The sequence below is a fragment of the Rhodoferax sp. genome (genome assembly GCF_013297935.1).
In the GTDB taxonomy this organism is placed as follows: domain Bacteria; phylum Pseudomonadota; class Gammaproteobacteria; order Burkholderiales; family Burkholderiaceae_C; genus Allorhodoferax.
Window position 1 is genome coordinate 1 of the sequence record NZ_JAAFIX010000002.1, and the last position, 14017, is coordinate 14017.

The window sequence follows — 14017 nt, forward strand, 5'->3', positions numbered from 1 at the left end:
CACGCGTGGAGTTTCCAGCGGGTGCAGCAGGTTCCAGCGGTCAGCGTCCTGGCCGTCGCGGGTCAGTTCGTTGAAGCTTGGGCAGCTCCAAACGTCGGCGCCAATGCCCCAGTCTTTTTCCAGCAGCTCTTGCGCCGCAATGCTTTCGCGCAGGATGGTGCCGGAGCCCAGCAACTGCACGCGGGGTGCCTTGGCAGTGAGTGCAGGGCCCGCCTTGCACTGGTACATGCCCTTGATGATCTGCTCTTCCGTGCCGGGCTGCAGGCCGGGCATGGGGTAGTTTTCGTTCAACAGAGTCAGGTAGTAGAAGACGTTGTCTTGCTTCTCGACCATGCGCTTCAAACCGTGGTGAAGGATCACGCCGACTTCGTGTGCGAAGGTCGGGTCGTAGCTCACGCAGTTAGGAATGGTGCCCGCCATGATGTGGCTGTGGCCGTCTTCGTGCTGCAAGCCTTCGCCGTTCAGCGTGGTGCGGCCCGATGTACCGCCCAACAAGAAGCCACGGGCTTGCATGTCGCCAGCCGCCCAGGCCAAGTCGCCAATGCGCTGGAAGCCGAACATCGAGTAGTACACGTAGAACGGCACCATGATGCGGTTGCTGGTGGAGTAGCTCGTGGCCGCTGCAATCCAGCTGCTCATGCCGCCGGCTTCGTTAATGCCTTCTTGCAGGATCTGACCCTTGGTGTCTTCCTTGTAGTACATGACCTGGTCTTTGTCGACCGGGGTGTACTGCTGGCCTGCGGGGTTGTAGATACCCACTTGGCGGAACAAGCCTTCCATACCGAAGGTACGGGCCTCGTCCACCAGAATCGGCACCACGCGTGGGCCCAAAGCCTGGTCGCGCAGCAACTGGGTCAAGAAACGCACATAGGCCTGGGTGGTGGAGATTTCACGACCTTCGGCGGTGGGCTCCATCACGGACTTGAACACTTCCAACGAGGGCACGGTAAAGCTCTCGTCCGCCTTGGTGCGGCGGTGCGGCAAGTAGCCGCCCAAGGCCTTGCGGCGCTCGTGCAGGTACTTCATTTCAGGGGTGTCGTCAGCCGGCTTGTAGAACGGAATGTCGGCCAACTGGCTGTCGGGCACCGGAATATTGAAGCGGTCGCGGAAGGCCTTGATGTCTTCGTCGGTGAGCTTTTTGGTCTGATGAACGTTGTTCTTACCTTCGCCGGCCTTGCCCATCCCGAAGCCCTTGACGGTCTTGATCAGCAACACGGTAGGCTCGCCCTTGTGGTTCACGGCCTTGTGGAAGGCGGCATACACCTTCTTGGAGTCGTGGCCGCCACGGCGCAGGTCAAAAATCTCCTCGTCGCTCATCTTGGAGACCATCTCCAGTGTGCGCGGGTCTTTGCCGAAGAAGTGCTTGCGCACATAAGCGCCGTCGTTGGCCTTCATGGCCTGGTAGTCGCCGTCCAGCGTTTCCATCATGATCTTTTTGAGGGCGCCGTCCTTATCGCGGGCCAGCAGTGGGTCCCAACCGGAGCCCCACAGCAGCTTGATCACGTTCCAGCCCGCACCGCGGAACTCGCCTTCGAGTTCTTGCACGATCTTGCCGTTGCCGCGCACCGGGCCGTCCAAGCGTTGCAGGTTGCAGTTGATGACGAACACCAGGTTATCCAGCTTCTCACGCGCGGCCAAGCCGATCGCGCCCAAGCTTTCTACCTCGTCCATTTCGCCGTCGCCGCAGAACACCCACACCTTGCGGTTTTCGGTGTTGGCAATGCCACGGGCGTGCAGGTATTTCAGGAAACGCGCTTGATAGATCGCCATCAAGGGGCCCAAGCCCATGGACACCGTGGGGAACTGCCAGAACTCAGGCATCAACTTGGGGTGCGGGTAGCTGGACAAGCCCTTGCCGTCAACTTCCTGCCGGAAGTTGAGCAACTGCTCTTCGGTCAAGCGGCCTTCCAGGTAGGCGCGGGCGTACACACCAGGAGACACGTGGCCCTGGATGTAGAGGCAGTCGCCACCGTGGTTTTCAGATTCGGCGTGCCAAAAATGGTTAAAGCCGGCACCAAACAGGCTGGCCAGCGAGGCAAAAGAACCGATGTGACCACCCAAGTCCCCACCATCTGCGGGGTTGTGGCGGTTGGCCTTCACGACCATGGCCATGGCGTTCCAGCGCATGTAAGCGCGCAGGCGCTCTTCAATTTCCAGATTTCCGGGAGCGCGCTCTTCGTCTTGCGGCTCAATGGTGTTCACATACCCGGTGGTGGCAGAGAAAGGCATGTCGATGCTCTTCTGGCGAGCGTGTTCGAGCAGCTGCTCCAGCAAAAAGTGCGCGCGTTCAGGGCCTTCGGCCTCAATGACCGCGCTGAGCGCGTCCATCCATTCGCGGGTTTCCTGGCTGTCCATATCGGACACGCCCAAGGGATTCTGGGGAACTGATGCCATCGATGTCTCCTGTTACTTTGGCGTAATTTAGTGCGGTCCGCCTAGTTTCGCATATTTCTTTCTAGATTTCAAATCATGCCTACTCGTTTCATATATTGAAATTTCTATGCTGCTTTGCAGCAGACTGTTACCTTTCTCCCGAGTGCCCCTCCCCTACACTCGGTGGATGCCTTTTTACAAAGTGATTTCATTGCCGAAACCCTTGGCGATTCCTACCGTGGACGGAGCCAAACGCTGGTGGCACCGGCTGACGCCCCATCGCCAGGACCGGGTGGCCATGCTGGCCCCGCTGGCGGCGGTGTTGCTGTTTTTTGCAGCCATCGTGGCAGCGCTCGGATACCTGCGCCTGGAAGAAATGGACCGCGAGCAGGAGGCCGTGCAACGCGATGTCGAATACACCCAACAGCGCCTGCGCTTGCGCCTGCTGGAGCGGCAGGAGCAAATTGCCCGCATTGCCCGCGAGGTCAGCAACCGCGAACTCGACACCACCGAGTTCAAACTACGCGCCGCGAACCTGCTGGACCAATATCCCGAAGTGCAAGGCATGGCCTGGGTGGACGACAAAAAGCGCACCCGTGCCAGCCAAGGCATGGGCGCTAACTCCATCGGCCCTTATCAATTGCCGGGCGACGTCCTTCTCAAAGAAGACCGCGATACCGGTTACACCCTCGCGCGCCAACTCAACCAGTTGCTTTACATCCAGCCGCCTCAAGCCAAAGACGAGGGCCCGCTGCTGCAGATGTTTGTGCCGCTGAATGCGAAAAATCGCTTCTCCGGTGTGCTCATCACGGAATATTCGATCGACGGCTTGTACCGCTATGGCGTGCCCTCCGAGGTGTCGGCCCGCTATGCCATCTCACTGCAGGATGCGGGAGGCCGTTTGTTGGCCGGCACCAGCATTCTGGGGCGCAAATTAGTGAGCCGGTTTCTGCCATGGGCCAGCCCGGGCAATGAGTACTCGATGCCGGTGTCCCCCGTGGGGTCGGGCCTGGTCATTCGGGCGCAGGCTTATCGCGCCTCGCTCGGGGTCATCGGCAGCGGGCTGTTCTGGTTAGTCAGTGCCTTGAGCGTGCTGACGGCTTGGATGTTGATTGCCAATTGGCGCCACACCCGACGCCGCTTGCAAGCGCAGCAGGCGCTGATGTCCGAAACCAATTTCCGCCGCGCTATGGAAAACTCGATGCTCACCGGCATGCGGGCCATGGACTTGCAGGGGCGTATCACCTATGTGAACGCCGCTTTTTGCCAGATGACCGGCTGGACCGAGTCCGATCTGGTCGGCCGCACCGCCCCCTTTCCCTACTGGCCAGATAGCGAACGTGAGCACGTGGCTGCACGCCTGGAAGAAGAGCTCACCGGCAATGCCACGCCAGGGGGCATACAGGTGCGGGTCAAGCGCAAAGACGGTAGTTTGTTTGACGCGCGGCTGTACGTCTCGCCCCTGATTGACGCAATGGGAACCCAGACCGGATGGGTTACCTCCATGACCGACATCACCGAGCCCAACCGGGTGCGCGAACAGCTCACCGCATCGCACCAACGCTTCACCACCGTGCTGGAGGCGCTGGACGCCTCGATCTCTGTCGCCCCGCTGGGCAGCGATGAGCTGTTGTTTGCGAACAAGCTATACCGCCAGTGGTTTGGCGTTCAGGCCGGTGGGCATTTGCAGCTGGTGGCAGAGGCCGGCATGCCAAGCAGCCCGACCAACGATGAATCAGACGACAGCGTGGATTCCTTTGCCGGCTTGCCCACTTCCACCCTGCCGGACAGCGACTCTGAAAGCGCCGAGATCTTCATTACTGCGCTGGGCAAGTGGCTGGAGGTGCGAACGCGCTACCTGAGCTGGGTAGACGGTCGCCTGGCCCAGATGGTGATTGCCACCGACATCACGACCCGGCGTCTGGCCGAGGAACAAGCCGCCACCCAAGCCGAGCGCGCCCAAAATGCCAGCCGACTCATCACCATGGGCGAGATGGCCTCCAGCGTGGCCCACGAGCTGAACCAGCCGCTGACCGCGATCAATAACTATTGCAACGGCATGGTGTCGCGCATCAAGGACAAGCAGATTTCCGAGCCTGACTTGCTCATCGCGCTGGAAAAAACAGCCAAGCAGGCCCAGCGCGCCGGTCAGATCATTCAGCGCATCCGCAGTTTTGTGAAACGCAGTGAACCCAACCGCACCCTGTCCGAAGTGCCGACCATGGTGGCTGAGGCCGTGGAGTTGGCGGAAATCGAACTGCGGCGCTTCAACGTCCGGCTGAACCACTACGTGGCAGCCCGTATGCCACTGGTCATGGTGGACCCGATTCTGATTGAGCAGGTGCTGGTCAACCTGTTGCGCAATGCGGCGGAGTCTATTGACTCCGCTCGCCGGCCCACAGCCGACCGAATTGTCGAGCTGCGGGTCGGGCCCAAACGGATCGACGGCAAACCGGTCATGGAGTTTTCGGTGCAAGACACCGGCAAAGGTTTGTCCCCGGAAGTCATGGCCCGTTTGTATGAAGCCTTCTACTCCACGAAGGCCGACGGCATGGGAATCGGCCTGTCTTTGTGCCGCTCGATTGTCGAGTCCCACCTCGGCCGGATGATCGCGGAGAACATCTACAATGGCGACGACGTTGCGGGCTGCCGGTTCTCTTTCTGGGTGCCCTTGAACGACACCGGCACACTGACCTTTTCAGAGCCGCCGCCTCTCCAACCCAACCTCGGATAACTGAATGAGCTTGATCCCCAAAAAAGGAACGGTTTACGTAGTCGATGACGACGAAGCAGTGCGCGATTCGCTGCAATGGTTGCTGGAGGGCAAGGGTTACCGGGTACGGTGTTTTGATTCCGCAGAATCTTTTCTAAGCCGCTACGACGCGCGAGAAGTGGCCTGCCTGATCGTGGACATCCGCATGGGCGGCATGACCGGCCTGGAGCTGCAAACCCGCTTGATCGAAGCCAAGTCGCCACTGCCCATCGTGTTCATCACCGGCCACGGCGACGTGCCCATGGCGGTGGACAGCATGAAAAAAGGCGCCATGGACTTTATCCAGAAGCCCTTCAAAGAAGACCAGTTGGTCAGCCTGGTGGAACGCATGCTGGACCATGCCAAAGACACCTTTGCCGACTACCAGTTGGCTGTCAACCGGGATGCCCTGTTGGCCAAACTCACCCTGCGTGAAAGCCAAGTGTTGGAGCGGATTGTGGCCGGGAGGCTCAACAAGCAGATCGCGGATGATCTTGGCATCAGCATCAAAACGGTGGAGGCCCATCGAGCCAACATCATGGAAAAACTCAGTGCCAACACCGTGGCCGACCTGCTGAAGATCGCACTCGGCCAAAACGCCCCCAAGACCTGACGCTACATTTTTTATAGCTACCTGCGCCCGCTCTGCCTACGCTGCGGGCGTTTTTACTTGAAGATCAAGAATGACAACCTCCTCCACCGCTCAGATCATCGATGGCAACGCCCTCGCAGCTCAACTCCGCTCAGACGTAGCCCGCCGCACAGAAGCGCTGAAAGCAAAAGGGCTCACACCCGGCCTGGCGGTGGTGTTGGTGGGGGACAACCCCGCGTCTCAGGTCTATGTGCGCAACAAGGTAAAGGCTTGCTCAGACGCAGGTTTGCACTCGGTGCTGGAGAAATACGAGGCCGACATGAGCGAGGCCGCATTGCTGGCACGGGTCGAGGCGCTGAACAACGACCCCAGCATCCACGGCATTCTGGTGCAGCTGCCCTTGCCTGCGCACATTGACGCCAACAAGGTCATTGAGTCCATCGCCCCGGATAAAGATGTGGACGGCTTCCACATTGCCAGCGCCGGAGCACTCATGGTGGGCCAGCCGGGTTTTTGGCCCTGCACGCCTTATGGCTGCATGAAGATGCTGGAGAGCATTGGCTATGACCTGCGTGGCAAGCATGCGGTGGTCATCGGCCGCTCTAACATTGTCGGCAAACCCATGGCCATGATGCTGCTGCAGAAAAATGCCACGATCACCATCTGCCACAGCGCCACGCCCGACCTCAAGGCCATGACCCTGCAGGCCGATGTCGTGGTGGCCGCCGTGGGCAAACAAAATGTTTTGACGGCTGACATGGTGAAGCCGGGCGCGGTGGTCATCGATGTGGGCATGAACCGCAACGCCGAAGGCAAACTCTGCGGCGATGTGGACTTTGCCGGGGTGAGCACCGTGGCCAGCCACATTACCCCGGTACCCGGCGGGGTGGGCCCGATGACCATCACCATGCTGCTGGTCAACACCATGGAGTCCGCCGAGCGGGATGCGGCTGCACGGGGGCTTGTTTAATCCGCCCTCGCCCGTATCTGACCCGTATTCACCTCACACACTCCGGCATCATGAATTCACTGCTCCAAAATGCTCCCCTGCCCCTTTTTGACCGTATCGCGCCGGCGGAAGTCGGCCCTGCGGTGGATGCGCTGCTGGCACAAGCCGATGCAGCGTTGCAGCAGGTGACTGCAGACGACTTTCCTGCCGAGTGGAAAGGCATTGCGTCGGTACTCGATGTCGCTACCGAGCGCCTGGGTTTGTCTTGGGGCGCGGTGAGCCACCTCAACAGCGTCGCTGATAGCCCTGAGCTGCGCGCAGCCTACAACGAGGCGCTGCCCAAAGTGACCGAGTTCTGGACGCGCTTGGGTGCAGACGAGCGCCTGTTTGCCAAGTACAAGGCCATTGACAAAGCCACCTTGAACCCGGAGCAACTGCAGGCCCACAAAAACGCAGTGCGCAACTTTGTACTGGGTGGTGCGGACCTGCAAGGCGCAGCGCGCGAACGTTTTGCAGAAATCCAGGAAAAGCAAGCTGAACTGGGCCAGAAGTTCAGCGAAAACACTCTCGATGCGACCGACGCCTTCAGCTACTACGCCACACTGGCCGAGCTCGAAGGAGTTCCGGCCGATGTCGTGCAAGCTGCGCGAAGCGCTGCAGAGGCAGACGGTAAAGAGGGCTACAAACTCACCCTCAAAATGCCCTGCTACTTGCCGGTCATGCAATTCGCCACCAGCAGCGCTCTGCGCGGCATGCTGTACCGCGCTTACGCCACCCGGGCATCGCAGGAGGCCGCCGAGGAGTTCCGCAAATTCGACAACACCGAGGTGATTCAGGGCATCCTGGCCTTGCGCCAAGAAGAGGCTCAGCTGTTGGGCTACCCCGACTTCGCCAGCCTGTCTGTCGTCCCCAAGATGGCAGACTCGCCCGAGACTGTGATCCGCTTTTTGCGTGACCTTGCCCGCAAAGCCCGACCATTCGCTGAGAAAGATGTAGCCGACCTCCGCACCTTTGCTGCCGAATCGCTCGGCCTGAAAGACCCTCAGCCTTGGGACTGGCCTTACATCTCCGAGAAACTCAAAGAAGCCCGATACGCTTTCAGCGAACAAGAGGTAAAGCAGTACTTCACGGCGCCTAAAGTGCTGGCGGGTCTGTTCAAAATCATTGAAACCTTGTTTGACGTCGAGATCAGCCCCGACACCGCGCCTGTCTGGAACCCGGGCGTGGCTTTTTACCGTATGGAACGGGTTTCATCGCAAGGCCGGGCCTTGATTGGCCAGTTCTACCTCGACCCGACGGCTCGCAGCGGAAAGCGCGGCGGCGCATGGATGGACGATGTGCGAACCCGCTGGTTGCGGCCGGACACGGGCGCCCTCCAGACGCCGGTCGCCCATTTGGTCTGCAATTTCGCCGATGGTGTCGAGATCAATGGCGTGAAGAAGCCGGCACTTTTGTCACACGACGATGTCACCACGCTTTTCCATGAGTTCGGCCATGGGCTGCACCATATGCTGACGCAGGTGAATGAGCGCGACGTCTCAGGTATCAGCGGCGTCGAATGGGATGCTGTGGAGCTGCCCAGTCAGTTCATGGAGAATTTCTGCTGGGAATGGAGTGTGCTGCAGCACATGACAGCGCACGTGGAGTCCGAGGAACCCCTGCCACGCGCCCTGTTCGACAAAATGCTGGCCGCCAAAAACTTCCAGAGTGGCATGCAAACCCTGCGGCAGATCGAATTCGCGCTCTTCGACATGCTGCTGCACTCGCAGCACAATCCTGGCGACGACATCATGCCTCTGTTGCAGCAGGTGCGAAACGAGGTTGCGGTGTTGCAATCTCCAGCCTGGAGCCGCTCTGCGCATACATTCAGTCACATCTTCGCGGGTGGTTACGCCGCCGGGTATTACAGTTACAAGTGGGCAGAGGTTTTGAGTGCGGATGCCTATGCAGCATTCGAAGAAACCGCCGCCGCTGACGGCACGGCCAACCGGGAAACCGGTGAACGGTACCGGAAGGCTATTTTGGAAGCCGGCGGAAGCCGCCCTGCCATGGAGTCCTTCAAGGAGTTCAGAGGCCGGGAGCCATCGATGGATGCATTGTTGCGCCACCAAGGAATGTCGCTACAGTAAACCCCGCACCAGCCTTGTTAACGCCTTACTTTTTTGAAACCACTTATGACACTGCAAACCCGTATTTCATTGGTATCCGGATTGCTGCTTGTCGCCCTCACAGGGCTGACCCATGCACAAGGCGTGTACAAAATTGTGGGGCCAGACGGCAAGGTAACTTTCTCCGACAAGCCCCCGACCGGAGCCCAGGCAGCGGGTAGCGCTAACGTGCAATCCGGAGCTGTGGGCGCAGGCGTTGGCGGCGCGGATTTGCCGTTCGAACTACGGCAAGTGAGCAACCGTTTTCCGGTGACGCTATACACCTCTGCCCAATGTGCTCCGTGTGATTCGGGGCGCAGCCTGCTGAAGTCCAGAGGCGTACCCTTCAGTGAAAAAACGATATCGACCCAGGAAGACAATGAGGCCTTGCAACGTCTTTCAGGCGAGACATCACTCCCGTTTGCCACTATTGGCGGGCAAAAACTAAAGGGCTATTCGGATACAGAATGGACCCAGTACCTGGACGCGGCAGGCTACCCGAAAAGTCCTATGCTGCCCAAGACCTATCGTTATCCGGCGCCTTCTGCGCTGGTCGCCATCCAGAAGCCAGCAGCCCCCAAAGCTGCTGAGCCCGCCAAGCCTGCAGCGGTAGAGCCTGCAGCGAGACCAAGCCCTTCAGCACCATCACCGTCCAACCCTGCCGGCATCACCTTCTGAAAAGTCAGGCTCCGCCTGATTGAGAGCTAATCCTGCCGCGTGGGGCATGCGCTTCGAAGCTGACTGCTCGAGGCTGGAATCTGCAAGGATGGCCTTCAGGAACTGAAAATAAAAAAAGCCCATGGATTCCATGGGCTTTTTCATTTTTTGGCGGAAACGGAGGGATTCGAACCCTCGATGAGGCTCTACACCCCATACTCCCTTAGCAGGGGAGCACCTTCGGCCACTCGGTCACGTTTCCTGACAGCAGGCATTATCGCATGAGTCTGGGGGCTTTTTCTCAAAGTCAGGCTGCTTCGCGATAAAAGCTTTTTCGATGACTCGTTTTCCATCGCAGTGAGCTGATGTCACTGTGGCGCGTTCGTCCACACCAAAGCCGAACCCATACGCTGGACATACCCTGACCCCACTTTTAAATGAATGCGATGGCCGCGGGTCGTGCAAGCCTGGATTTGTCGCAACAATTCAGAGAGTTGTGCGGCCTGAGGGATTTCACCGAACTGAGACTTCAACCAGTATCGGATGAGGTTACCCTGACGCGCGGCAGAAAGCCGCTGCAAAGACCGGATCATGGGCTGGCTGGTATCGTTTTGCACCACAGACGCCCAGTCCTCGGTGGCCAATTCCTCCAGGAGCGCCTGCGCCTGCCCTGCATGTTGTGCGCTGCGGCCGAAGGTATCGCGAAACTGCGGAAACACGGCGTCCAGCGCCGGCATGACGCGGGCCCTGATGTGATTGCGCGTGTATCCGATGTCGGCGTTGGTGGGGTCCTCCACATAGGACTCACCACGCTCTGCCAACCATGTCCGCAGGGACTTGCCCGATACCTGAAGCAGTGGCCGATGAAAAGTCAGGCCTGCCCTTTGCCATTGGCGAGGCATGCCGCTCAATCCGGCCATGCCTGCCCCACGGCTGAGGGCGAGCAACATAGTTTCTACTTGGTCATCCGCATGCTGGGCCAGTGCTATAGATTGAATAGCACCTTGCGCATAGGTTATGTGGCCTAGAGCATCAAATGCCTTATATCTGGCTATCCGGGCAGCATCTTCCGGACTTTGACCGGGAGCGGGTTGGGCATTGACCCGCTCGACATGCAGCGGGACATTCCAACGGGCACAGGTGTCGCGACAATGTTGCTCAAACGCCGGTGCCGCAGCTTGCAAACCATGATTGACATGCACAGCCAGCACACCACCGGGCCATCGCTCGGCACATGCTAAAAGCAACGCCGTGGAGTCAGCACCTCCGCTATAGGCCACCCCCAAAGGCAAAGCGGGCTCGAAGGCCCGCATCGCTTGGTCTAGAGACTGTGTCATCCAACACGGTCCGGCATTTACTTCCCGTTGGCTTTGGTGTCGGTAAACCGACCATAGCTTTGCAAGCGCTCGTAGCGGCGATCCAGCAGCTCTTTGACTTTCAAGTCACTGATTTGGCGATACGCATCGGCCAAGGCCCGCTTCAAAAAGGCTGCCGCCTGTTTGGTATCGCGATGCGCTCCACCGACAGGCTCGTTCACGATTTTGTCGACCAATCCCAATGCTTTGAGTCGGTGGGCGGTAATACCCAACGCATCTGCAGCTTCCTGCGCCTTGTCCGAGGTTTTCCAGAGGATAGAAGCACAACCTTCAGGGCTGATCACCGAGTACACCGAGTACTGCAACATGATCACCTGGTCTGCCACCGAAATCGCCAAAGCGCCGCCGGAGCCGCCCTCTCCGATGATGGTGGTGATGATGGGCACCTCAAGCTGTGCCATCTCGAAAATGTTGCGCCCAATCGCCTCAGACTGACCACGCTCTTCCGCATCGATGCCCGGGTAAGCACCGGGAGTGTCAACAAAGGTGAACACCGGCAGCTTGAATTTTTCGGCCAGCTTCATGAGGCGCAGCGCCTTGCGGTAGCCCTCGGGCTTGCTCATGCCGAAGTTACGCAGGCCCCGCTCTTTGGTATCCCGACCCTTTTGCTGCCCGACCACCATGCAAGGCGTGCCGTTGAACCGCGCCAAGCCACCCACGATACTGAGATCGTCAGCAAAATGGCGGTCACCATGGAGCTCCACGAAGTGAGTGAAGATTTCGCCCACATAGTCCAAGGTGTAGGGGCGCTCGGCATGGCGAGCGATTTTGGTGATCTGCCAAGGGGTCAGATCACTGTAGATGTCTTTGGTGAGCTGCTGGCTTTTCTTGCTCAGCTGGTCGATTTCCGCAGAAATATCGACCGCAGATTCGTTTTGCACGTAGCGCAACTCTTCAATCTTGCCTTCGAGCTCCGCGATGGGCTGCTCAAAATCGAGGAAAGTTTTTTTAGCCAACGTTTTTCTCCTTCTTTCGGTGCAGACGCCCACGCGCCTCACCCGTTAGTACGCGACCGGTAGAGGGTCGAGAGATCGCCAAATATACCAAGTTGCAACGCTGCAATAGGGTGCCCAAGCGGCAGCGACTTCGCGCGCATCGCTTCGGCTCACCACATCGCCCGAAAAATAGTTCTGACTGATACCGGTGATGAGACCTGGATCATCCAGAGGCAGCACGTTCGGGCGCATGAGATGAAAGATCATGAACATCTCCGCTGTCCAGCGACCGATCCCACGGATCGACACCAGTTCAGCGATGATTTCTTCGTCTTCCATGCTGTCCCAGTCTTTGACATGCAAGGCCCCGTTGTCAAAGTGCAAAGCTAAGTCGACCAGATACTCGACCTTGCGGGCACTCAAGCCTGCAGCACGCATGTCATCGACTTTGAGCTTCAAGACATTGGCGGGAGTCAGCTTTTTTGGCAACACCGCAAAACGATCCCAGACCGTTTGGGCGGCTTTCACCGAGATCTGTTGCCCGATGATGCTGCGCGCCAGCGTGACAAAAGCATCCCCCCGGGTTTGCAGGCATGCATCGCCGAATTGAGGAATCAGGCGCTTCATCACCCGATCCTTTTTCATCAGGTGTATACAGGCCTCTTCCCAGAAATACGGCGTGGTGGCTGTCTCGACAGGCGCTTTAGCAACGACGACCATCAAACTGCCGCTTCCCAAGTGGTGCCGGACGCGGAGTCCTTCAACACGATACCTTGCGCAAGAAGGTCCTTGCGAATGGCATCGGCACGTCCGAAGTCTTTGGCAGCTTTTGCCGCTGCGCGCTCAGCAATCAGGCCGGCAATCGTCGCCTCATCCAACCCTGCGCCGGATTGCAGATACGCATTGGCATCCGCCTGCAGCAAGCCAAGGCATCCGCCCAGCGCTTTGAGCAGTGATGCGTTCTGAATAGAGCGGCTGCGATTGACCTCTCCCGCCAGTTCAAAAAGCACCGCAATCGCCTCGGGGGTGCCAAAGTCCTCGTCCATAGCTTCTTTGAATCGGGCCGCAAATGGATTCGCCCAATCGATCTCCACATCCAACGGTGTCGCCACCGTAAGCGCTGTGTAGAGCCGCTTGAGTGCCTGACGGGCATCATCCAGATGGGCGTCGCTGTAATTCAGGGCGCTTCGGTAGTGCGCGCGCACGATAAAAAAGCGCACGGTTTCGGCGTCGTATTGCTTGAGCACATCGCGGATCGTGAAAAAATTGCCGAGCGACTTGCTCATTTTTTCGTTGTCTACGCGCACAAAGCCGTTATGCATCCAGAAATGCGCCAGCGCCTGACCATGCGCACCTTCACTCTGAGCGATTTCGTTTTCGTGGTGGGGAAACTGAAGATCAGCGCCACCGCCATGAATGTCGAAGGTCGTCCCCAGCGTCGCACAACTCATGGCGGAGCATTCAATATGCCAACCGGGTCGACCAGCGCCAAACGGGCTGTCCCATTTCGCTTCCGGCGGTTCATCTGGCTTGGCAGACTTCCAGAGCACAAAGTCCAAGGGGTCTTCTTTTCCATCTTGGACTGCCACCCGTTCGCCTGCCCGAAGCTCGTCCAGCGACTTGCCGGATAACTTTCCGTAGCCCTCGAACTTCCGCACGGAATAGTTCACGTCTCCATTTCCGGAGCGATAAGCCAAGCCCTTCCCCTCCAGCGCGCCGATCAGGGCAAGCATTTGCGGCACATACTCGGTCGCACGGGGTTCAACCGTGGGAGCCTCGATCCGCAAGGCACCGATGTCTGCGTGCATAGCCGCAATCATTTCATCAGTGAGTTGGCGGATGGTGATGCCCCGCTCCAAGGCACGCTTGATGATTTTGTCGTCGATGTCGGTGATGTTGCGCACATAGGTCACCTGCAGACCGCTAGCCTTGAGCCAGCGCTGAACCACATCAAAAGCCATCATCATGCGTGCATGACCGATATGACACAGGTCATAAATCGTCATTCCGCAGACGTACATGCGCACATGACCGGGCTCAATAGGGGTAAAGGGCTGCAACGAGCGCGTGAGCGTGTTGAAAATGCGCAAACTCATGGGTATCAAAAACCTGAACACAAAAACAACGAGCCCACCACATCACCAAAGGACGAAAAGGGGGCTCGCAAACAATCAAAACGGGGGGATATCCTCGGGGTGGCACGCAAACCCCTCGGCTACAATCCAACGCAGTATAA

The 14017-nt window shown here is 58.6% G+C and carries 10 protein-coding genes and 1 tRNA gene; 5 read left to right on the forward strand and 6 right to left on the reverse strand.

Going from position 1 to position 14017, the window contains the following annotated elements:
- Positions 1-2394, reverse strand: a 2394-nt coding sequence (gene aceE, locus QZW03_RS03320) for a pyruvate dehydrogenase (acetyl-transferring), homodimeric type (protein ID WP_296508329.1), incomplete at its 3' end; no start/stop codon positions are given.
- Positions 2395-2560: 166 nt separating this feature from the next.
- Here aceE and QZW03_RS03325 point away from each other — a divergent pair.
- The 5 genes from QZW03_RS03325 to QZW03_RS03345 all read left to right on the forward strand — a co-directional run bounded on the left by QZW03_RS03325 (position 2561) and on the right by QZW03_RS03345 (position 9491).
- Positions 2561-5107 carry a PAS domain-containing sensor histidine kinase gene (locus QZW03_RS03325; protein WP_296508331.1) on the forward strand — a complete coding sequence of 849 codons (2547 nt, stop codon included), beginning with the start codon at positions 2561-2563 and terminating at the stop codon, positions 5105-5107.
- Between the two features lie 4 nt (positions 5108-5111).
- Entirely contained in the window at positions 5112-5738 is a 627-nt protein-coding gene (locus QZW03_RS03330; RefSeq protein WP_296508333.1) for a response regulator transcription factor, read from the forward strand.
- A 70-nt stretch (positions 5739-5808) separates the two neighbouring features.
- Entirely contained in the window at positions 5809-6687 is an 879-nt protein-coding gene (folD, locus tag QZW03_RS03335; protein ID WP_296508334.1) for a bifunctional methylenetetrahydrofolate dehydrogenase/methenyltetrahydrofolate cyclohydrolase FolD, read from the forward strand.
- Between the two features lie 47 nt (positions 6688-6734).
- Positions 6735-8795, forward strand: a complete 2061-nt coding sequence (locus QZW03_RS03340) for a M3 family metallopeptidase (RefSeq protein WP_296508960.1) — start codon at positions 6735-6737, stop codon at positions 8793-8795.
- 45 nt (positions 8796-8840) lie between these two features.
- The gene (locus QZW03_RS03345) at positions 8841-9491 is read left to right on the forward strand and encodes a glutaredoxin family protein (RefSeq protein ID WP_296508335.1); all 651 of its coding nucleotides are present in this window, start codon (positions 8841-8843) and stop codon (positions 9489-9491) included.
- A gap of 148 nt (positions 9492-9639) precedes the next feature.
- On the opposite strand, the gene QZW03_RS03350 is transcribed toward QZW03_RS03345, so the two are convergent.
- The 5 genes from QZW03_RS03350 to cysS form a co-directional block, all read right to left on the reverse strand.
- Positions 9640-9732 (reverse strand) — tRNA-Ser (locus QZW03_RS03350).
- A gap of 106 nt (positions 9733-9838) precedes the next feature.
- Entirely contained in the window at positions 9839-10807 is a 969-nt protein-coding gene (gene tilS, locus QZW03_RS03355; RefSeq protein WP_296508338.1) for a tRNA lysidine(34) synthetase TilS, read from the reverse strand.
- A 17-nt stretch (positions 10808-10824) separates the two neighbouring features.
- The gene (locus tag QZW03_RS03360) at positions 10825-11802 is read right to left on the reverse strand and encodes an acetyl-CoA carboxylase carboxyltransferase subunit alpha (RefSeq protein WP_296508339.1); all 978 of its coding nucleotides are present in this window, start codon (positions 11800-11802) and stop codon (positions 10825-10827) included.
- A gap of 45 nt (positions 11803-11847) precedes the next feature.
- Complete coding sequence (locus tag QZW03_RS03365; RefSeq protein ID WP_296508342.1) at positions 11848-12501, reverse strand: DNA-3-methyladenine glycosylase 2 family protein; 654 nt, start codon at positions 12499-12501, stop codon at positions 11848-11850.
- Complete coding sequence (gene cysS, locus QZW03_RS03370) at positions 12501-13877, reverse strand: cysteine--tRNA ligase (protein ID WP_296508344.1); 1377 nt, start codon at positions 13875-13877, stop codon at positions 12501-12503. Before cysS ends, QZW03_RS03365 begins: the two co-directional genes overlap by 1 nt.
- Positions 13878-14017: the final 140 nt, after the last annotated feature.

What these genes read in the sequence shown, in the direction of transcription:
- QZW03_RS03325 (WP_296508331.1), top strand. Translation starts at nt 2,561, where the DNA reads ATGCCTTTTTACAAAGTGATTTCATTGCCGAAACCCTTGGCGATTCCT.
- QZW03_RS03330 (WP_296508333.1), top strand. Translation starts at nt 5,112, where the DNA reads ATGAGCTTGATCCCCAAAAAAGGAACGGTTTACGTAGTCGATGACGAC.
- folD (WP_296508334.1), top strand. Translation starts at nt 5,809, where the DNA reads ATGACAACCTCCTCCACCGCTCAGATCATCGATGGCAACGCCCTCGCA.
- QZW03_RS03345 (WP_296508335.1), top strand. Translation starts at nt 8,841, where the DNA reads ATGACACTGCAAACCCGTATTTCATTGGTATCCGGATTGCTGCTTGTC.
- cysS (WP_296508344.1), bottom strand. Translation starts at nt 13,877, where the DNA reads ATGAGTTTGCGCATTTTCAACACGCTCACGCGCTCGTTGCAGCCCTTT.
- QZW03_RS03365 (WP_296508342.1), bottom strand. Translation starts at nt 12,501, where the DNA reads ATGGTCGTCGTTGCTAAAGCGCCTGTCGAGACAGCCACCACGCCGTAT.
- tilS (WP_296508338.1), bottom strand. Translation starts at nt 10,807, where the DNA reads ATGACACAGTCTCTAGACCAAGCGATGCGGGCCTTCGAGCCCGCTTTG.